General features: G+C 57.6%; 14 protein-coding genes and 3 pseudogenes. 9 read left to right on the forward strand and 8 right to left on the reverse strand.

Features of this window, described 5'->3' with window-relative positions; translation table 11 throughout:
- The 3 genes and pseudogenes from L0H65_RS02475 to L0H65_RS02485 form a co-directional block, all read left to right on the forward strand.
- Positions 1-1,110: pseudogene (locus L0H65_RS02475) on the forward strand (hypothetical protein); the annotation flags it as partial.
- Positions 1,107-2,762 carry a hypothetical protein gene (locus L0H65_RS02480; RefSeq protein WP_301457176.1) on the forward strand — a complete coding sequence of 552 codons (1,656 nt, stop codon included), beginning with the start codon at positions 1,107-1,109 and terminating at the stop codon, positions 2,760-2,762. The pseudogene L0H65_RS02475 and the gene L0H65_RS02480, both read left to right, overlap by 4 nt.
- 2 nt (positions 2,763-2,764) lie before the next feature.
- The gene (locus L0H65_RS02485) at positions 2,765-3,415 is read left to right on the forward strand and encodes a cellulose synthase operon protein YhjQ/BcsQ (protein ID WP_301457177.1); all 651 of its coding nucleotides are present in this window, start codon (positions 2,765-2,767) and stop codon (positions 3,413-3,415) included.
- A gap of 98 nt (positions 3,416-3,513) precedes the next feature.
- On the opposite strand, the gene rfbG is transcribed toward L0H65_RS02485, so the two are convergent.
- Genes rfbG through L0H65_RS02500 form a run of 3 tightly spaced genes read right to left on the reverse strand, consistent with a single transcriptional unit; the run spans position 3,514 to position 6,352 of the window.
- Positions 3,514-4,623, reverse strand: a complete 1,110-nt coding sequence (gene rfbG / locus L0H65_RS02490) for a CDP-glucose 4,6-dehydratase (RefSeq protein WP_301457178.1) — start codon at positions 4,621-4,623, stop codon at positions 3,514-3,516.
- Positions 4,620-5,573: an NAD(P)-dependent oxidoreductase gene (locus L0H65_RS02495; RefSeq protein ID WP_301457179.1), complete on the reverse strand. Its 954-nt coding sequence runs from the start codon at positions 5,571-5,573 to the stop codon at positions 4,620-4,622. The genes rfbG and L0H65_RS02495 overlap by 4 nt, the downstream gene beginning before the upstream one ends.
- Positions 5,546-6,352, reverse strand: a complete 807-nt coding sequence (locus L0H65_RS02500; protein WP_301457180.1) for a sugar phosphate nucleotidyltransferase — start codon at positions 6,350-6,352, stop codon at positions 5,546-5,548. The genes L0H65_RS02495 and L0H65_RS02500 overlap by 28 nt, the downstream gene beginning before the upstream one ends.
- Before the next feature lie 170 nt (positions 6,353-6,522).
- Here L0H65_RS02500 and L0H65_RS02505 point away from each other — a divergent pair, with 170 nt between their 5' ends.
- The 5 genes and pseudogenes from L0H65_RS02505 (at position 6,523) to L0H65_RS02525 (ending at position 14,324) form a co-directional block, all read left to right on the forward strand.
- On the forward strand, positions 6,523-7,608 hold the full coding sequence (locus tag L0H65_RS02505) for a hypothetical protein (protein WP_301457181.1): 1,086 nt from the start codon (positions 6,523-6,525) through the stop codon (positions 7,606-7,608).
- Positions 7,609-7,767: 159 nt separating this feature from the next.
- Positions 7,768-8,145, forward strand: a pseudogene (locus tag L0H65_RS19780) (class I SAM-dependent methyltransferase); the annotation flags it as partial.
- Between the two features lie 326 nt (positions 8,146-8,471).
- A complete protein-coding gene (locus L0H65_RS02515; RefSeq protein ID WP_301457183.1) occupies positions 8,472-9,695 on the forward strand; it encodes a glycosyltransferase in 1,224 nt (407 codons plus the stop codon).
- The gene (locus tag L0H65_RS02520; RefSeq protein ID WP_301457184.1) at positions 9,692-11,869 is read left to right on the forward strand and encodes a sugar transferase; all 2,178 of its coding nucleotides are present in this window, start codon (positions 9,692-9,694) and stop codon (positions 11,867-11,869) included. The genes L0H65_RS02515 and L0H65_RS02520 overlap by 4 nt, the downstream gene beginning before the upstream one ends.
- A 265-nt stretch (positions 11,870-12,134) precedes the next feature.
- On the forward strand, positions 12,135-14,324 hold the full coding sequence (locus tag L0H65_RS02525; RefSeq protein ID WP_301457185.1) for a hypothetical protein: 2,190 nt from the start codon (positions 12,135-12,137) through the stop codon (positions 14,322-14,324).
- A 126-nt stretch (positions 14,325-14,450) separates the two neighbouring features.
- Here the strand turns inward: L0H65_RS02525 and L0H65_RS02530 are convergent.
- Positions 14,451-14,648, reverse strand: a pseudogene (locus tag L0H65_RS02530) (ISKra4 family transposase); the annotation flags it as partial.
- 183 nt (positions 14,649-14,831) lie between these two features.
- On the opposite strand from L0H65_RS02530, the gene L0H65_RS02535 reads away from it, so the two are divergent.
- Complete coding sequence (locus L0H65_RS02535) at positions 14,832-15,353, forward strand: helix-turn-helix transcriptional regulator (protein WP_301457186.1); 522 nt, start codon at positions 14,832-14,834, stop codon at positions 15,351-15,353.
- A 76-nt stretch (positions 15,354-15,429) separates the two neighbouring features.
- Here L0H65_RS02535 and L0H65_RS02540 read toward each other — a convergent pair whose 3' ends face one another.
- The 4 genes from L0H65_RS02540 to L0H65_RS02555 are packed head-to-tail and all read right to left on the reverse strand — an operon-like array spanning position 15,430 to position 19,534.
- Positions 15,430-17,214, reverse strand: coding sequence for a pilus assembly protein TadG-related protein (locus L0H65_RS02540; RefSeq protein WP_301457187.1), 1,785 nt, complete (start codon positions 17,212-17,214; stop codon positions 15,430-15,432).
- Entirely contained in the window at positions 17,189-17,620 is a 432-nt protein-coding gene (locus tag L0H65_RS02545) for a TadE/TadG family type IV pilus assembly protein (RefSeq protein WP_301457188.1), read from the reverse strand. The genes L0H65_RS02540 and L0H65_RS02545 overlap by 26 nt, the downstream gene beginning before the upstream one ends.
- Positions 17,621-17,625: 5 nt before the next feature.
- Positions 17,626-18,597, reverse strand: a complete 972-nt coding sequence (locus tag L0H65_RS02550) for a type II secretion system F family protein (RefSeq protein ID WP_301457190.1) — start codon at positions 18,595-18,597, stop codon at positions 17,626-17,628.
- The gene (locus tag L0H65_RS02555) at positions 18,590-19,534 is read right to left on the reverse strand and encodes a type II secretion system F family protein (protein WP_301457192.1); all 945 of its coding nucleotides are present in this window, start codon (positions 19,532-19,534) and stop codon (positions 18,590-18,592) included. Before L0H65_RS02555 ends, L0H65_RS02550 begins: the two co-directional genes overlap by 8 nt.
- Between the last annotated feature and the right edge of the window lie 132 nt (positions 19,535-19,666).

Here is a 19,666-nt window from a genome sequence, read left to right on the forward strand (position 1 = left end):
CAACCGGAGTTGACAAACACCTGGCCGATTGGTCCGGGGGGCAGCATTGATCTGCCGGGGTTGGGCCGGATTGAGGGAATTCTCAGCCTCGATCAGGCGCGCACCTTGATCGGTGCTGCCATGTTGCAAAAGCTGGGTCAGTCGGATGTCGTGCCGAGTGTCTCCGTGCAAAGCTGGCGACCGGTTATCGTGGGGGGGGCTGTGTTACGGCCGGGCGAGGTGCCGTTTCGCAACCACCTGTCGCTGATCGAGGCAGTGACCCTTGCAGGTGGGCCCGGTGGCGCGACCCGGATCGGGGATCTGAGTGAGCGCATCCAGATCAATCAGGAAAAGGAGCGGCTGTTGCAGGCCGAATTGCGCTTGGGTCGGGCAATCGCGCGGCAGACCCGACTGAGCGCAGAATTGGATGGCGTTGCGTTCAATAGCCTGCCCGAAAGCGTAGCCGGCCTTGTCGGCAATCAGCAGGCGGATATCTTGCAGCGGCGCGAACGCGACTTGGGCCAGTTGCGCGCCGAAACCCGTGCGCTGACGGTGCGCCGGATTGATGCGACCAGGCGCGTCGGCACCGAAGATGTGGAAGCGCAACAGGCCATCGCGGATTCGCTGTCAAGGCAACTCGTTCTGGTACGCGACAACCTCAAAAAGCTGGAACCCTTGTTCGAGAACGGAACCCTCAGCGGAGCGCGTATTCTGGAATTGCGCCGCGATTTTGTCGATATCGAGGGCCGCGTCGGTGAAGCGCGTGCGCGACTTGCGCAGACGCTTACCAATCAGAGCGTTTTGGCAGAAGAACAATCGGCCTATGACATTCAGGTGCGGCTGGAAACGGTTAACGAGCTGATCCAGACCCAGTTCGACATACTGGAAGCGCAGGACTCCATCGCTACGCTGTCAGCCACTTTGGAGTCGGCGGGTGAAAGCAGCGTGTCGGGTGGTGCCCAGCCAAGCGACTGCCGCGCGGTGATCCTGCGAAATAGGACGACCGCCGGGCCACATGTGATTGAAGCCAATGCGCTCAGCGCGGTTGCACCGGGCGATTTCGTTCAGGTCGGCCGGATCACCCGCGATTGCCCCGACTTCCTTTTCTTATCCGCCGGGGGAACGCCATGACCCGGAATGTTCTTCTGGACGAACCGGACAACAGCGACGCCGATCCGGTGGATGTGTCGGCCAAACGCCAGGTCATCTGGACCCCTCCAGATGCATTGCGGATTCTCGCGGTCTTGGGTGCAAACCTGAGGCTTCTGATTCTGGCCCCTGTGGTCGCCGTTCTGGCCGCTTTCGTCTATCTGAGCCTGACAGATCCGACGTATCAGATCGGCGCGCAACTGATGCTGCGACCGGGGATTGAACTTGCAGCGCCTGCCACTGCTTCGCTTCAATCCAATCAACAGACGGCAACCATTTCCACCCGGCTTGAGGATGTGAACGCTGAAGTGCAGATCCTCAAGGATCCTGCATTGATCCATGATGTCGCAGTCACCTTGGGCGAAAATTTCTTCTTTGGCGAAGACCCTCCGGTAACCTTGATACAAAAGCTCAAGCGAACGGTTTCGCATGCTGTCAGAAACGTCAAGGATACGGTTCGGACAGGCCTGGTTAAAATCGGCTTGCTGCCCAAACTTTCAAAACTCGATTTGATTCAGCTTTTGCTGCAAAGCGCGATTGAAATAAATCCGGTCACGCGATCTGACATTATCGAGATTTCCCTGTCATATCCTGACGGAGCAGCGGGCGAAGTGGTGCTGAACGCTTTTCTGAAAGCCTATCAGGCGCATCGTGAACGGATTTTCTCTGACACGCGCGCGCCAGATTACTTCGACCAGCGCCTTGCCGTGTTGAGCAACGATCTGGCTTTGGCCGAAGAAGACCATCGTGTCGCACGCGACCGGCTACAGGCTTGGTCGGTCGATGACCAGCGCAACATCGTCGTGACCCGTCGTGAAACCCTGGTGCAGATGATCGCAGATACTTCGATGGAGCTCGCCGCCCTCACGACCCGGATTGCGGCGATTGACACGCAACTCGGCACGCTGCCCGAACGTCAGCAAAGTTCTGTCGCTGATCTTGCCAATCCGATGCGAAGCGAACTGGCGCTGCGACGCGTCGATGTCCAACTCAAACTGGAGACGGAGCGCCGCACCAGCGGGTCGCGCACAACCCAAGCCCAGAACCTTGAGGAGCAACTGGTTTTGCTGGGCGATATGGTGGCAAAAGAGCCTGCGCGCGTTACCGGCGAAGTGATCAGCATCGCCAATCCGCTGCGGGAATCACTTGTCGCGCAGCGCGCCAATGCAGAGGTTGAACATAAAACCTTGCGAGAGCGGCTGACGACACTTCAAACCGAACGCCTTACGGTCGAAGCGCGGCTATCCGAACTTGATCAGGCGTCCGTTGGGCTTGCCCGTGCCGAGCGGGAAATAGCGCAACTGCGCAGCAGTGAAGACCGTTTCCGCCGCGGACGGGATGATACACGAATTGCCGCAGATTTGTCGAATGCCCGGATTTCCAACCTTACGGTGTTCGCCGAACCACGCGCTGGCATAGCGCCGGTTCGCCCACGCCCGATGCGTATCCTGATGATTGCGGCAATCGGCAGCCTGATATTCATGGCGGGGCTGGCATTGCTGCTTGATGCACTGATGCCGCGTGTGCGCAATGAGGCCGATCTGATCAAGCTGACAGGTGGCCGCCTACTGGTTCGCGCGCTGCCTGAAGTTCGCCACCCGCGCACTCTGCCGCGGCAATCCGGGGGCACCTGAACATGGGAAACCGCCGGAGCGGGGGGCGTCCCCTGACCAATGACAAATTGCAAGATGCCTGTGCGCAGCTTTGGCTCGATCTGCGCCACGCCGCAGCGACGTTGCCTTCCCTGATCGTGACCGGCTGCGGCGGCGGTGAAGGAGTGTCAACCATCGCATTCTCCTTGGGCGGGGCGGCTCTGCGGATCGGTTCTTCGCGCGTATTGGTGATTGACGCATCCCCCTCATCCAATGGGCTTAGCGAAACCCTTGCGTCCGGCAGCGGGCGGGGCCTGCGCCAGTTTCAAGTGTCCGACCCCGACCTGATTGGGTTGATCAAGCCGATTGCGGCTGGGTACGATCTGCTGCCAATCGGAGCGGGTGGCAGGGCGACCTTGCCTTCGGATCAGGATCTTTCGTTGTTACAGGCAAGGGCGCTGGAAAGCTACGATGTCGTGATCTGGGATGTTCCGCCAGTCACCGACTCGATTGAAGCCAAACGGCTGATCACCCTTTTTGGAAATGTCGTCCTGGTGACCGAAACCGACCGTACGCCTTGCGCACAAGTCATCGCCGCACTGGATGAGATCCGGGCACTTTCGGCGGAACCGCTCGCGGTACTGCGCAACCGCGCGGCGCGCGCGGTGTTCGGCTTCGGGACCAGACGTGACTAGGGTGGCGCGATTATGTTCTGCTGCGGCCGATCATCAGAAAACGCAAGCGTTCCCGCCGCTTGCTGGTTCTGGTTGGCATTCAACGCAGGGCGGAGCCATCAAGCCTGTCGAAGGGCGACAACATTGGTATCAGCGCGATAGGCCGACAACTGCGCAAGGCTGACCGCGCGCATATCCGCCGATCCGCCGATCCAGTCGCGATACCATGCAGCCGTCTCGGCCACGGCCTGATCGACACTCCAGGCCGGCCGCCAGTCCAGACATCGCATCGCAAGGCTTGAATCCACCCGCAACGTCGCGGCCTCGCCGCTGTGCGGGTCCGGGCGGATTTCGATCAGATCGGGGGGCCCCCCCATCGCCTTCAGGAAGTCGCGGGCCACTGTCTCGACATCCGGCATCGCGGCCTCGGTCGGGCCAAAATTCAACGCGGGGGGAAGGTCCGGCATTTTCGACAACAGGGCCGCACCGGTCATAAGATACCCGCCCAACGGCTCCAACACATGCTGCCACGGTCGGGTTGCGCGTGGTTGCCGGATGATCTGGCGGCGTTGCTCTGACAGTGCCCGCACGAAATCAGGGATCAGGCGGTTCGCCGCCCAGTCACCGCCTCCGATAACATTACCGGCGCGGACCGAAGCAATTGCAGCAATATTCGTTGACCCCGCAGCCCGGTGGAATGACGCGGCGCGATACACATCGGTCACAATCTCAGCGGCGGCTTTGCTGGCACCATAAGGTTCATGACCACCCAACCCGTCGGTTTCCCGAAATGGCCATGCCGACCCTGCGTTGCTGTAAACCTTGTCCGACGTTACAACCACCACCGCCCTGACCGAGGCGGTTTTGCGTGCCGCCTCCAACACGGTGGCGGTGCCCATCACGTTGGCCTGAAAGGTGGCGATTGGGTCGCTGAAGCCTGCCCGGACGATTGGTTGCGCCGCGAGGTGGAAAATGATCGTCGGCGCGGCGGCGCGAACGGCGGCGAGTACCGCGTCCGGGTCTGCGATCTCGCCGCGCTGGTCCGAGATCGTATTGCCCAGACGCATCAGATTGAACGCGGCAGGTTCGGTTGAAACGTCGCGGCTGAAGCCCGAAACCTCAGCTCCCATCTGGGTCAGCCAGAGTGAAAGCCAACTGCCCTTGAAGCCTGTATGGCCGGTAACCAAAACACGGGCGCCAGCATAAGTCGCATCAAGGCTCAGGGTCATCGGAAGGATTCCCATGTTTCGCGGATGTCGCGGAGCCCTGCTTCAAGCGTCCATTCCGGCATCCAGCCAAGCCTTTCCTGAAGTTTGGAACTGTCGGAAAACTTGACCGAGGTTTCGCCGGGTGCATCGTCGGTGATGGTAGGCTGCGCATCGGGCTGGCCAAAGGCATCCAGTGCAAAACGGGCAATTTCGGCAGTTGTGAATGCGGGTGTTCCTGACAGGTTGAACGCCTCACCCCGCACATCGGGGCGGTCGGCTGCGTCTGCCAGCATTCGCAGACCGCTGATGCAATCCTGAACATGCAGCAAGCTGCGGACCGCGCGCCCACCACCGCGCAATTGCGGCACTGAGCCTGCGGACAGTGCAGCCAGCACCGATGGGATAATCCGCGCGCCATTGGCATCGCCGGGCCCGTAAACATTGCCCAGCCGGGCAATGGTGACGGGCATCCCGTAGATTGCCGCAAAGCTGCGCGCCGCCAGTTCGGCCATATGCTTGCTCGTCTCATAGGGGCCGGTCGCATGCACAGGATCGCCCTCCACCGCGGCCTTGCCGCCGGTTTCGCCATAAAGACTATCGGTTGAGGCGATGACGCAGCGCGCCGGTTCCGGCATCCGCCGAAGGGCGTCCAGCATTGTCCAGGCGGCCCGTGCATTCGCTTCATAGGCCAGAACCGGGTTCTGGTTGGCCTGCGCGATCTGGCTCATCCCCGCAAGATGGAACACCGTGGTCGGTTGGTGCTTGCCGATTGCTGCTGCGATATCCGCGTCGCTGTGGATTGTGATGTCTCTCTCAGCCACCAACCGGGTGAAAAGCGCGGACGGCGCACCACGCATCTGCGCGACCACTGGCACGCCAGACGCCGTAAGCGCCTCCGCCAGCCAACTTCCGATGAAACCCGATGCGCCGGTAATCAGGCAAGTCATCCCTGTGGCCCTGCGGATTTCCATGGGATGTCACCTGCATCGAACATCTCGTTGAGAGCGCGGTAATCCTTGAAGGTGTCCATACACTGCCAGTATCCGGCGTGATCATAGACCTTCAACTGTCCCTCCGCCGCAAGTCCCACCATCGGCTCGCGTTCCAGAATGCAATCTGGGTCATCATCGATTCGATCCAGAAACTCCCTGTTGAAAACGAAGAACCCACCGTTCACCAGATTCTCCATCGGAGGCTTTTCCACGAAGGCCCGGACCGAGTCGCCCTCGCAGCGCAATTCTCCGAACTGTGAGCGGGTGCGAACACCGGTAAGCGTTCCGATCTTTCCGTGACTCACATGAAACCTGACAAGATCAGTCAGGTCTATATTGGCAACGCCATCCCCGTAAGTGGCACAGAACAGCGGCGCGTCTACATGCTTTGCAATACGACGCATCCGCGCCCCGGTTTGGGAATTGGCGCCGGTTTCGGCAAAGGTGATATCCCAATCCAATGGTTCGCTTTGGCCCATGAACTGCCTCGAACCATTTGTGAGATTCAGCGTAAAATCGCGCAGGCGCAAGTCCCTGTCCAGAAAATAATCTTTTATCATCATTCCCTTATACCCAAGGCACAAAATAAACTTGCGAAACCCGTGCAGCGCATAGATTCGCATGATGTGCATCAAAATGGGTTCAGGGCCGATCGGCAGCAGGGGCTTTGGTGTATCCTGCGTCATCTGGCCAAAGCGCGAGCCTTCACCCCCGCACAGGATGACTACAGGAATGTCCCTCAACGGAAGTTGGGTCATGGGAAACCTTGTCTGACAATTGCGGCCCCACCGGATGTCGTAAAAAATGGGATGGTGTCAAAAGAAAGGCGGCAACCAAAAATCATTGAACTACGCAAGAAATGCTATATCGTTAATATCATTAGTTCAAGCCGGTCTTTATTTTCACCGGGTTTCATTGGGAGGCTGTGTTGACCATCGCCGCAGTTCGGACAAAGTTATTGTTTTTGGTGGTGCTCGGTTTCGGAGCAATGTTCGTGCTGCTCGCGTCGGGTTGCCGCGAGGAGGGTGTTGCAGACCCTGCATCCGATGATGCCACTGTCCCGGTTCAAAGCGGCGCAATGCACAAGTCGGGGCGTTTTTACAGTGGGACGATTATCGCCTCTGACCCCAGTATTCGTAAAAATGGCTCGGATATGGAGATGTTCTACACCGACCTCGATATGTCGAAAGAGCGGACTGTCATCGCGAGGGCCGAGTCGACCGACGGAGTGAACTGGCAGCCGCAAGGTGAAGCGGACGGGATCAAGGGGCTTGTGATCGCCGGGAAAGACGGCGCATGGGATGAGAACATTGAATCCGCTGCCGTGACAGAAGGCGACGGCGGTTATCTGCTTTTCTATTCCGGTTACCGCGACAAGGGCACCCCGATGAAAGGCTTTCCCGCTGCACTTGGTCTTGCGACTTCGACCGATGGCAAGAATTTTACCCGCGCCAGCGATGCGCCGGTGATGGAGCCGACAAAAGGTTGGTACGACAATGACGCGATCTACAGCCCGACGATCCTGCGGGATGGCGGACTGTATCACATGATCTATGTCGGCCACTCCTACACCGATTTTTCCAAAATCGGTGCCGGCGGTGTTTATCTGCTGCACGCATCCTCACCCGACGGCCGCAACTGGACAAAATCGCCGGAACCGGTCGCCCGGCCCGGTCAGTTTGATGACTGGCGGCGTGACGGACTTGCCGAACCTTATCTGATCAAGCGTGGGAAAGACGATTATCTGTTATTCTACACAGGCCTTGACGGAGAGAAGCGCGCCATCGGTGTCGCCACTGGGCCAAGCCCCACCGGACCTTGGGCTTTCGGGTCAAAGCCGCTGATCGTTCCGGGTCAAGGCAGCGAGCAGGACGCACATCAGGTGCTTGCGCCTGCGGTGATGCTGGACGGCGAGAACCTGCGGGTCTGGTATCTTGGGGCCAACACGAAAGGTGCCCTCAAGATCGGTGAAGCTACCGGTAATGTAGAGGAAGCGATTTCTGCGACCCGCTGAATTTTTGATCTAATTTTTTGACCGAAATTTGAGGATAAACCAATGGAAACTGGAGAAACGGTCCAAGTCCGGGAGGCTCATTTTTGGGATAATGTTGCCCAGAAGACGCCGCTTACCGATGCGGAACTTCGGGTGTACCCAAACGAAAGTTATGATCGAATGACGCCCTGGCTGGCAGGGCTCGGCTTCAAGGATTACCTGCAAGCCATGCGTCAGCATTTGCAGATAAGACCCGGTATGCGTGTGCTGGACATCGGCTGCGGTCAGGGTTTTCTGTCGACCTATCTTGCACATAACGGGGCCGAAGTACTCGGTTGCGACATCTCTCCCCGATCAATCGAAACCTGCAACAGGCGGGCGGCACTGTCCAACGTCGCAGACCGCTGCACGTTCAAAGTCATGGATTGTGAGGCGTTGGAGGTTGAATCCGAAAGCCTTGATGCGGTTGCCGGTTGTTTCGTTCTGCATCACTTGAATCTTGCGAAGGTGGCAAAGGAACTGACGCGCGTTCTCAAGCCGGGGGCAAAGTCGGCGTTCATCGAAACAATGGGCCTCAACGGCGCGCTGATGGCTGCGAGGGCGGTGCTTCCCGGTAAGTTCGGCATCGAAAAAGCATCGAGCGACGATGAATACCCGTTGACCCGCAAAAGGATCGCTATGCTGCGAAAGAACTTCGACGGCCCGTTGGGATTGGAGTTTCCTCAGATCGTTTTCCTGCGCATGGGCGGCTATCTTCCCTTTCTTCAGGGAGGCATTGCGCAGGCAGGGCTGACCGCGATTGATCGGGCGCTGGGACGGATACCGGGAAGCGGCAGTCTTAGCTACTACGGGATCGTGACAATGGACCGAACGGGAACTGCCGGATGAAGCAAGACAGGCGCGGCGTCTTAGCGGATGATCTTCCCAAACCCTTTCCTGCGATAGATCCGAAAACGCTCGATTTTGTCTGCATTGCCGTGTCGAATTGGGGTGTAGTCACTTCTGTTGCCGATTACACGATACGGGGGCTTGCGCAGCGCGGCCACCGGGTTTTGGTCATTGAGCCATTTGAATCCGTGTCATCCGTGCTGCGGATGGCCCGAATCCAAAAACGCGAGGTCCAGACCTCTTGGGGGTTGCGAGAGGTCGAACCGAATATTTGGGTCTATCGTCCGCCGCCACTTGCGCTTCCCGGCCAGTCGCGCAACGCGATAGCGGCACGGATCAGCAGTCGCGTTCTGGCAGTCATAGTGCGCCGCATGGTGGCCCGGCTGGGCTTCGGGCGCATCTGTCTGTGGAGTTTTATGTACAACTCCGGTGTGTTGTTGCGCAGCATTCCCGCCGCGTTGAAGATCTACGAATGTGGCGATGACGATGCGGCGCTGGCCCGAACCGATGCACAGCGCCGCACGGTGCGCCAGCTTGAACGCGAAACCTGCGCCACTGCCGATCTGGTCATAGCGGTGACCGAGGAGCTTTGCGCCCCGCGCCGCGTACACAACCCGCAGACCTATGAAGTGAACTGTGGCGCCGATGTTGCGTTCTTTCGCAAGGCCTTGTCCGATGCGACACCCGTTGCCCCTTCGATCGCGGCACTTCCGCATCCTGTGATCGGCTATTTCGGCGGTATGGACCCCTGGAAGATGGACGTGGACCTCATTTCCCGGATGGCGCGCTTGCGCCCCGACTGGTCCTTTGCTTTTGTCGGCTATGTCTGGTTCGGTTTCGATGTTTCGATTTTTGCCGACCTTCCCAACGTGCATATTCTCGGCCCGCAACCCTATCGCGATTTGCCGGGCTTTATGAAGGGCATGGATGTGGGATTCATGCCGTTTCCACTCAACGACATCACGCGCAATGGTGACGCCCTGAAGTGTTACGAATATCTTTCAGCGGGACTTCCCGTCGTCGGGACCGATGTTCCCGTGGCGCGAAGGTTGCCCGAATGGGTCAAAATCGCCGCCACCGCCGAAGATTTCGTCGCCGCTTGCGAAGCACAACTCGCGTCGCCCCGGACCGGCGCCGAACGTAGCGCTGCGATGGACGCCCATGACTGGGCAGTCCGGATCGACCGCAAACTTGCCCTTATTGCCGAGCATTTGCCGTGACCTCGCAACTTCACGATATGAAAAGCGATCAGGATCTACAGATAGATCTGTCGATACTGATCGTCAGTCACGGCCATGGCGAACTGGTGCGCCAATGTCTGGAGTCACTTCAAGGCGGTGCGCTGCAAGGGCTGGCACATGAAATCATCGTAACGGACAACCGGAACGAAGGCGGGTTTCTGGACCAGATTGGCGGCCCGCGTCCGGGGTTGGTTGTACAGAGCAACGACAAGCCAATGGGCTTTGGTGCCAACATGAACCAGGCGGCGGGGCGGGCGCGTGGTCGGATTCTGCTGCTGCTCAACCCGGACACTGCCTTTCACGAAGGCAGTATTGCAGAGGCCATTGCCTGGCTGGAGGCAGACACGGCGCGCGGAGTCGTCGCGGCCCGGCTGTTGAACGCTGACCTCACCGAACAGCGCAACTTTCGACATTTTCCGACGATGGCAGTCACACTGGCACGCGGTCTGCGGGCAGACGGCTGGCGCTGGCGCCCGCGCTTTTACCGCAAGAGTTTGCTGGAAGACACGGTGCAGGACGGACCTACGCGGGTCGATTGGGTCTATGGCTCGTTCATTCTGATCCGGGCTTCGACCTTCCGGGCGCTCGGCGGCTTCGACGAAGGTTATTTCATGTATTATGAGGATGTGGATCTGTGCCTCCGCCTTGCCCGTTCAGGCGTCGGATGCTTCGTCTACCCCGAATTGAGCTTCGTGCATCATCATCAGCGCGACTCTGCACAGACTGGCAAGAACCCGCTCCGCAAGCACCATATTCAAAGTTTCCTTCGCTATCTTAAGCGCAGTCACGCCTATTTTTGGCCACCGCAGCCCTGCGACCAAGGAATAGATATGCCAAAGGGCGCGGCGATCACTTTAGTCCCACAGTTGGTTTTGGTGGCATTAATCCTTGTCGCGACGAACCTTGCGGCCATGGTCAGCGGTGCCGTCTTTGGACACCCAATAACAGAGTTTTCTCCGATTTCCTTTGCGGTCTGCCTGCTGTTGGCGCAGTTCATGTTGCAAGAGTTTGATCCCGCCCGGATGGGCGACGTGCCAAAACGGGTGATCGGCGTCATCGAATCGGCGATTATGGGGCTGTTTCCATGGTTTTTGATCCTTGTCTTCTCCTCGACCATGGCCCCGGCTCTGGCACTTGGTTGCTTCGTTGTGCTTGCAATTGGCTTCAGCGCGCTTGTGACTTACGCATTGTCGCGGATCATTCCCTCCCCCGGCGCCCGGATCGGGGTGGTACTTTCGCAGCATGGACCGGGGCTGGCTGGTGGCCTGCCGAACCTGCCGATCGGGACTGTATCGGTGGTGACCGCCACTGTCCTGTCGGCCGGCGACGAATCCCTTGCGGCAGAGGCATTGTCGGAGCAAGTCAAAAATAACCGGATCGATCATATCCTGATCGTGACCGACCCTGATGATCCGGCGTCTGTGCTGAAACTCTTTTGGCGACTGGCGATATTCGACGTACCGGTATGGCATTCCATCCGCGATGCAAAAACCGGGCTTCCGGGTCGCGTTGTGATGCTGCGTGGACCACTTCGGTCGCGCGCGCGTGAGGGGATGAAGCGCGGGGTGGATTTGATCGTATCGCTTGCTTCTTTGTTGGCATTGGCTTTGCCGATGGCGTTTGTCGCGGTGTTGATCAAGCTTGACGACGGTGGTCCGGTGTTCTTTGCGCAGCCACGCGTCGGCAGGAACCAGGTTCTGTTTCCAATGCTCAAGTTTCGCTCGATGAATACCGCGAGTGCGGACAAGCGCGGCGATCGCCTGACAATCAAGGATGACCCCCGGATCACGCGCCTGGGGCGCTTCCTGCGGCGCACATCCCTTGACGAGTTGCCGCAGTTGTTCAACGTCGTTGCGGGCCAGATGTCGATTGTCGGCCCAAGACCTCTGCCGGACCATTTTCACTATAAGGGTCTGGCTTTCGAAGACACGCTTGCGGAATGGCATTACCGTGTCAGGGTTCGTCCCGGCATTACCGGGCTGTCACAGTTAAAAGGGCTGCGCGGCACACCGGACAACCGGAGCGAGGCAATCGAAATGATGACCAACAGGGTTCTTTTCGACAACCTTTATATCGATCATTGGACCATATGGCTCGACCTGCGCATCATGGCCATGACCGTCCTTTCGGGCGCTTTCCTGTCGGGAAACTAAAGCAAATCTGCTTGTGCCGCGCCTTCCCCACCAAGTGACCGCCATTTTCGCGACAATCAACTCTAAAGCTGAGTAGATCAGCTTTAGGTAATAAACGCAGTTATGCCACATCAGCGCCCAGTTGTGGCCTTTTCAATAATGCACCCTCCGTTGCGTCGGGCAGTCAAGCCCCAAATCATCGCAGAGGGCTGAGGAATGACAACTTCGAGAATCCGCAATGACCGTGTGGTCATGGCATCGTTTCCTATCGGCAAGGGGGTCTGACATGCCCGTTGCTGAACTGTCTCTTTCCGCCCCGGCGGTTGCTTTCCACGGTAATGCAATTGCATCGGACCCTTCGGTGATCCGCGTGAATGGCGAATATCTGATGTTCTACACCGATCTCGATTACCAAGGTGTCAGGACCGCAATTTCGGTCGCAAGTTCTGTTGACGGTGAGAACTGGACGCGGATCATGGCACCCGGCGACGCGGGCGGCTCGGTTCTGTGTGGCGCCCAAAGTTTCGAGACCGCAGCCGCGGCAATGATTGACGGTCAGTTGGTTCTGTATGTATCGGAATATGATGAGACGGCGGCGAACGGGCTTGATGCGTCCATCTTTGCCTACAAGGTAAACCCGGATTTCTCGGTGGAACCCTTCGCGCCCGGTCCGGTGATCGCACCCGTAGCAGGTGGCGCCGACGAAGATGCTGCCTTCAGCCCAACTGTCTTTGCCTATGACGGCGGATATGTCATGTATTACGTCGGCCACGACTATTTCGAGAGTGACTCGACCGGTGTGAGCCTGCTTTCTGCCACCTCGCCCGATGGCATCACATGGACACCGAGCAGCGAACCCGTCTTGAGCGCTAATGACGCCCCCTCTTGGGCCAGCGATGGCATCGCGGAGCCATCTGTGGTGATCGGACCGGATCAACGTGTCCATCTGTTCTATACGGCGCTGCAAGGGGAAAACCGTTCAATCGGCCATGCAATTGCCGATCACATCGGGGCGGCATTCGAATTCGCGCAGGCTCCCCTTTTGACCCCCGCAGATTGCCCCGGCGATGTGATGCAGATTCTTGCTCCTGCGTCGATCGTGGAGAATGGTGAACTGCGTCTATGGTTCTTTGCCTATGACGCTTCCGGCGGGTATTCCATCCTGAACTCCTCAGCTGCGTTCGGCCCTGACCCATCGGAAGAAAGCGCCGAAACGCCTGCGTTGTCAGGAAATGAAAACCTGCCGTTGGGAAGTGTCGATACCGGCACGGTAGCTATTGTTCTGGACGATACCCCGATTTCCGACCAACAAACCACCGATGCTGTTGGCGGCGATGATAGGATCGATGCCGGTTTGGGTTCAGCAACGCCTGCGTTGTCAGAAAATGAACACCTGCCGTTGGGAAGTGTCGATACCGGTGCGGTAGCTATTGTTCTGGACGATACCCCGATTTCCGACCAACAAACCACCGATGCTGTTGGCGGCGATGATAGGATCGATGCCGGTTTGGGTTTGGGTTCAGCTTCTATCGACGCCGGTTTGGGTTCAGCTTCCATCGACGGCAGCGCTGGCGTGGATATGATCGGTTCATCCACTCATTCAGACGCTGAGGCTATCAGCCAGCAAGATGACACAGCACCCCTGGAGCCGGATACTATCCCGATCAGTAATGTCGAAAATATAACGGGCAGCCGTAATGACGACGTTTTGACCGGAGATGCAAACGCCAATTGGCTGCGCGGTCTGGCGGGAAATGACCAGTTCATCGCCACGGATGGGGCTGATACCTATGACGGATCCACTGGCCGCGACATGGTGACTTATATCAATGCCACGGCCGCAGTGACCGTAGACCTGGGCCAACAGCGCGGGCTGGCGGGACAGGCGGCTGACCACATCTATCTTGGTATCGAGCAGGTAAGGGGGTCAAACTTTGCCGATATCTTCTACGGAAGCGCGGATGATGATGACTTTTTTGGCGCCGGGGGCAAAGATACATTTTACGATAGCGATGGGCGTGACCGCTACGTTGGCGGCGGTGGGCAAGATACCGTGTCCTATGCCTTTTCGAATTCCCGCGTGATTGCGTCGTTGTCGCGTGGTATTGGCGGGCCAGACTCCGATCGTTATAATTCCATTGAAAACCTCACCGGGTCCGACGGTAATGACAGGCTTTCGGGCGATCATGGACGCAACATCCTGCTCGGCGGGCTAGGCGATGACACGCTGCGCGGTGGGCATGGCAATGACACGTTGTTCGGTCATAGTGGCAACGACTCTCTGGAAGGCGGCGTGGGCGACGACGTACTGAACGGCGGTTCGGGCTATGATGTGGCGCTGTATCGCGATGTGGCCAGCCACTACACTGTCACAACAGCAGGCGATGTAACCACCGTCAGCCATTTAACCGAGGGGATCGACACACTGACGGGCATTGAAGCGCTGTCCTTTTCCGACATCTTTATCTATTTGTAACCATCGCTAAAGGGTGTGGGCAAAAGTTAGTGGTCATGCTGCGAACTGCGAGAGGGAAAGTCTGCCGTGAAGGGCGGCGGCTCTGGTGACGGCGGCCAGAGGTGGTCGCGGAATTTCGGACCAGTTGTATCCAAGCGTCTCGGCAATGCGCCCCAAATGATTGCGGACTGTCGTGTTAGGCTGGGGCGCACAGGGCAGGAAGACTTCCATCAGCTGGGCAGCTTCTCGGAACGAATGCCGCGATCCGAGTTCGGCTTGCAGGCGCTGCTGTTCCGGCGGCGCGCGCTCCGGGAACCGATCTGAAATTGGTGATTGCAGTACAGGGTTCGCGACGCCAGCGGTGGCTTGAGCGAGCACTGCGGGCGGCACATAAGCATGACAGGTCGAATTTGACCAACCCCAGATTGCGCCACACTGACGCCTCAATTGTTTCCCAAAATGATACAAGGCCAAACTAGAACGAGTAGGACTGCCACGATGTTGCGTATATGGATTTCAGGATTCTTCATGGTAACTGCGATAGCTGCGGTCAAAACCTATTTGGTTTTGCGTATCACAATGCCGGATGCTCCGCTAGATTTGCCGATGATATCAGGCCTGTTCGCATTGTTCTTCGTACTCACCGCAATGGTTGCTTATGTCTGTGTTACACAGTTGCACAATTTCCTGGACCGTCAGCGCAAGGAAAGACTGACACCCGGAGCAAGTGAACCTGCGGCAAAGGAAACCGTCATTTTGCGCAACGCCTCGATTTGGGGACTGTCGCAGGCAGAGGCGGATGTTGCTATCTTCGTGGTAAAAGGCTTTTCAAACAGCGAAATTGCTGAAATGCGAGGCTGCGCAATTGCCACCGTGAAATCCCAACTGGGTCGAATTTACCACAAGTCCGGGCTTGATTCTCGCTATCAATTGATCGCTTTTGTTACAGACGAAGTCTGCGCCATGGCGATTGAGCTTGAAGAGCCCAACCAACAACGACAGACACGCAACATGTTGCCTTTGGTTGGTCGCCATAGCTCTGCCGCGTAAGTTCCTCTGTGATTGATCCAACAAGGTCAGCCCATATCCGGGCCGGTCTTTTGCATTTTAATGATTGTCTCAGCCATTACCTTACCAGCCGAATCGGTTCGCAGTGATGGTGTGTAAGGGTCAACTCGCCCGCGCCCAACTCCACCCCGATGCTGGCAAGGGTTGCGTCAAGCACTGCATCGACAGGTTGGGTAAGCGTTGTAAGTAGACGTTCCGGTAGAAGCTTCAGCAACGCGGTGACAATTGGCGCTGCAAGGCCAGACACAAGCCCATCCTGCCCCGGCTTGACGCGCAACTCTGTGTTTTCAGGCGACAACAGGCCATTCACAGCATTTGAAAGAAGGTTGCCAGAGCCAAATGTCTTTGTCGTCTGGCCATTGGCTATGTCGTTGCTGGTGAAGGCAACCGTCTCGGACTGCGAGGCACCAACGGCCACATGCGACCGCGCCTGAATTGTCAGGCCGGGGATCCTGATGGCCGGCAGCAACGGCAAGGCGATGACGATATTGACCGCGAGCAAGTCCGCAAAGCCCAGATCTGCCGGATTGATCGGGCCAGACCCTGCTGGAACAGTTCCCAGATATAGCGCGGCTACCGAGGTGCCATTGGCTGGATGCAATGCGGTGGCCGCTGTAGAAAAGGTGGCCGCGACGGATTGGGGCGACGGCAAGTTGCAGCTGAGTTGCTCCAATGTGGCCGTTGATCCTGCAGCTTCTACATAGAGTGGAAGCGAAACGCTTGCGACCGAAATGCCAATACCAAGATTGCCCAAGAGGTTCGGTTCGATTTTGACATCGGATTTCAGGCGCACAGCGGCCCGGTGCAATTGCACCCCTTTTTCGCCCAACGCGATCAGACCAGAATGGGCTGGGGGTTCACCTGCGATGAGGTTGGTTTGGGCGTTGATGACGCCGGGCACGTTGATTTCTGCGTCAACTGTGATGCCCTCCCCCATGGCTTTCGCCGCGACAAGGGCGCGGACTACATCCAATGCGGAGATGTCAATCTCTGCCAGAAAATCGGTTGCGGTCAAGCCAAGTTCCGTATCAATACCGCCAATAAGAGATGCGACGTCAAAAGATGCAGACCCCGTTGCCGCTTGCAGCCCGTTCAGGGCATTGCTGACTTGCGACGGCAACACCGTTTGCAGGGCCGCGATCAGTTTCCCACCCGAAGTTGTCGCATTCAGAATTTTGGCAGGGTTGCGCGATGGACTGCCTGTCTGTGCATCAAGGGTTTTAAGCAGGCCACCCAGATTTACGGATGTGCCTGCCAGAATCTGCATATCGCCAAGGCCAATTCTTGCCGCCGCGCCAAACCGCTGGGTCAGGGCGTTGTTCAGCGTTGTTCCGTCTATCTCCAATATATGGCTGCTGAGCGAAAAGCTTGCGGCGCCCGTGCGGGTCGCAAGTGACGTGCGATCAAGCGTGACATAGGTTTTATTTGAAAAGATGCGGGCAAAATGCAGGGCTGCATCATCTTGCAGTGAAAGCCGCACTGCGTTGATACCATCGCTGCCTGCGGGCAAGGTACTGAATCGATCTTGCGGCGGGATTTCCGGATTGCGCAGAAAGCGTCCGGTTTCCAGCGTTTCCAGCGCTTGGGACGTTTTGCCATTCCGCGCCAAGACATAATCGGCGCGAGGGGTGGCGTCATTCGGTGTTGCCACGGCGCTGACCGCCGTCAGGTCACCAATGGATTGCAGATTCGCGCGCTCTTTGTAAAGCCAGGCGACATCAACACCAAGGGCGGTAAAACCCATAAGCACGGTCAGCAGCAAGGCGACGATAACCGCTACAGCGCCGTTCTCGTCATTTGTGAAGCGGGTGAGCGGATCAATATGCAAGATAAGCGCTCCCATTTATGTTGGTGATCCCCAGACCCAAAAACCCGTTCGCAACGTCGAGCAGCGATCCATCGACGGAATAAACCACCTTAACGGTAATACCTGCGGGATCGGTGCCGTCGAACGTAACGGTGGAGGTCAGCGCATCGGTCGCGAGTAGTGGATAGCGCGACCCCGCCTGAGCAAGATATGTCTCGGCCAAGCTTTCGCGTTCGGCCTGATCAAGACCGGTCACGGAGACACGGGCGGCCCCGGTGGCCAGTTGACTGACGGAATGGCTGATTCCCACAAAATAGCCCAGGGTGATAATCCCTAGCAACAGGGCAAATAGAATTGGCGCGATCAGCATGAATTCAATCGCGACAGCCCCGGAATGATCGCCCCGGAAACGATCAAAACAGCGGGTGCAGGGATGGGCCATACCGATCATCCTCCAGAAATAATATTGTCAAAAATACTCAGGACGGCAGGCCCGATCAGAACGACAAAGACGGCAGGCATGATGCAGAAGATGAGCGGCAGGGTCATAATGACAGGCAACCGCGCCGCCTTTTCTTCAACAGCGATCAGGCGGTTGGTGCGTTGTTCGTCGATCAAAGTGCGCATTGCCCGCGAAAATGGTGTGCCGTAAGTATCCGATTGATCCAGCGTCTGGGTGAACACACCGATTTCTGGCAAAGGCACGCGTATATTCAACTTTTCATAGGCACTGCGCCGATCATTCGTCATCCGCATCTCGGACACCATTTGCAGAACCTCATGCGCAAGTTCAGAACTGGTTGATGCAAGTTCCAATGCAACACGCTGCAACGCGGGTTGTGGCCCAAGGCCCGCCTCCGAGGAGATCACAAGCAATTCAAGCATATCCGGAAAGCCGCGGCGGATGCTGGCCAATCTCTTTTTTCGCCGCTGGCCCACAAAGCCATCGACGCCTTTAGACAAACCCAACGAGATACCAAGGACAGTGGCCGCTGGCAGAACCATCTCCATTCCGACGGTTTTGGTCATAAACAGCCAGACCGTACCGAGACCCAAGGCCAAGAGTGGCAAAATGGTTTTCAAAAAAGCATAGATCAGCAAGGCATCACGACTACGAAATCCGGCTGATGACAGATCGGCGGCAGTATCGCGCGCCTCGCCTCCCAAGATCACCGATAGTCGTTCGCCCATCCGCACGATGACACGGCGCAGTTGGTCGCGCGCATGGGCCAGGCTTCCACCCCGTGACGCAGAGTTGGCCGCACGGCGCGCGGGGCCAGTACCATTGGCGCGTGTTAGGCGGGCGGCCAAATAACCGCGCTGACGTTCAAATCGGAGCAAGGCGCCGACTGCAAGAAACGTCAGCAGAAGGCTGCCAAATACGAGGCTGAAAACAATTTGAATCATTGCTTCAGACATCGAGCTTTCCCATTCTGATCATCATGAGTACGCCCAAAACGATGCTTGTCACGGCCACCATTGCCATCATGCGTCCGCGTGGGTCCGCATATAAAGGTTCAAGATACGCGCCATTCAGCAGCGCGATGGCAAAGGTGACGGCAAAAGGCAGTGCGGCGAGGATGACTGCGCTGGCGCGGGCTTCAGAGGACAAGGCACGGGCCTTTTTGCGCAGCTTGCGGCGTTCGCGCAATTGGCCTGCCAGCCCCTCCATTGTCTCAATCAGATTGCCACCGGTTTCTGATTGCAACGATGTGGCAACCGAAAAGAAGCTGACTTCGGCTGTCGGAATACGCGTCTCCAACCGGGCCAGGGTTTTGGGTAAAGTCGTGCCCATGCAAATCTCATCGTAGCAGCGGGAAAACTCGCGATGGATCGCGCCTTTGGCAGTGTTCACCACAATACCTAACGAATCCGACACAGGGCGACCTGCCCGCAATCCTCGGGCAAAAATATCAAGTGCTTCGGGCAACTGCTCTGTGAACGCATTGCGATAGCGGGCTTTGGCGATCTTGATGAACAACGCTACTGTTGCGACGGGAATGCCGACCGCGACGGGAATTGCGAAAAACGGGGAGATCCCCAAAAGCAGGACCAAAATTGAATAGAGCCCCAGAACGCCAAGCGATATTTGAACAAGAAGTTCTGCGACGCTGACCTTGAGGTTCGTCTGCGCCAAATGCCGCTGGACGCGCCCGGACAGGCTTTTGCTGGCGTGTTTATCCAATTTGGTGCGGCCGAGTTTGACACCGTAAATTTCTACCTCGGACCGAATGCGGCGCAATCGCGCAAGGTTACGACGGCGCTGGCGGTCAGCATGAATGAGAAGGCATAGTGCCAGCCCAATAAAGAGCACGAGCAAAACGGCGAAAATGACAAGGTTAAGGTTCAGGGTCATGTCCGCACCCTGAGGATTGCGTCAAGTTCCTCCGCCACGCCGTATTCTGCAGCCCGCGTTGCGAACTTTGGACGAAAGCCGGAATAGCGGAATTCGCCGTTAACCTGCGCGCGTGTGCTGCTTGGATCTGTT

Source organism: Pseudorhodobacter sp. (genome assembly GCF_030452865.1).
GTDB lineage: Bacteria > Pseudomonadota > Alphaproteobacteria > Rhodobacterales > Rhodobacteraceae > Pseudorhodobacter.

What these genes read in the sequence shown, in the direction of transcription:
- L0H65_RS02500 (WP_301457180.1), bottom strand. Translation starts at nt 6,352, where the DNA reads ATGACCCAACTTCCGTTGAGGGACATTCCTGTAGTCATCCTGTGCGGG.
- L0H65_RS02495 (WP_301457179.1), bottom strand. Translation starts at nt 5,573, where the DNA reads ATGGAAATCCGCAGGGCCACAGGGATGACTTGCCTGATTACCGGCGCA.
- L0H65_RS02550 (WP_301457190.1), bottom strand. Translation starts at nt 18,597, where the DNA reads ATGTCTGAAGCAATGATTCAAATTGTTTTCAGCCTCGTATTTGGCAGC.
- L0H65_RS02485 (WP_301457177.1), top strand. Translation starts at nt 2,765, where the DNA reads ATGGGAAACCGCCGGAGCGGGGGGCGTCCCCTGACCAATGACAAATTG.
- rfbG (WP_301457178.1), bottom strand. Translation starts at nt 4,623, where the DNA reads ATGACCCTGAGCCTTGATGCGACTTATGCTGGCGCCCGTGTTTTGGTT.
- L0H65_RS02515 (WP_301457183.1), top strand. Translation starts at nt 8,472, where the DNA reads ATGAAGCAAGACAGGCGCGGCGTCTTAGCGGATGATCTTCCCAAACCC.
- L0H65_RS02545 (WP_301457188.1), bottom strand. Translation starts at nt 17,620, where the DNA reads ATGGCCCATCCCTGCACCCGCTGTTTTGATCGTTTCCGGGGCGATCAT.
- L0H65_RS02525 (WP_301457185.1), top strand. Translation starts at nt 12,135, where the DNA reads ATGCCCGTTGCTGAACTGTCTCTTTCCGCCCCGGCGGTTGCTTTCCAC.
- L0H65_RS02540 (WP_301457187.1), bottom strand. Translation starts at nt 17,214, where the DNA reads ATGGGAGCGCTTATCTTGCATATTGATCCGCTCACCCGCTTCACAAAT.
- L0H65_RS02480 (WP_301457176.1), top strand. Translation starts at nt 1,107, where the DNA reads ATGACCCGGAATGTTCTTCTGGACGAACCGGACAACAGCGACGCCGAT.
- L0H65_RS02555 (WP_301457192.1), bottom strand. Translation starts at nt 19,534, where the DNA reads ATGACCCTGAACCTTAACCTTGTCATTTTCGCCGTTTTGCTCGTGCTC.
- L0H65_RS02535 (WP_301457186.1), top strand. Translation starts at nt 14,832, where the DNA reads ATGGTAACTGCGATAGCTGCGGTCAAAACCTATTTGGTTTTGCGTATC.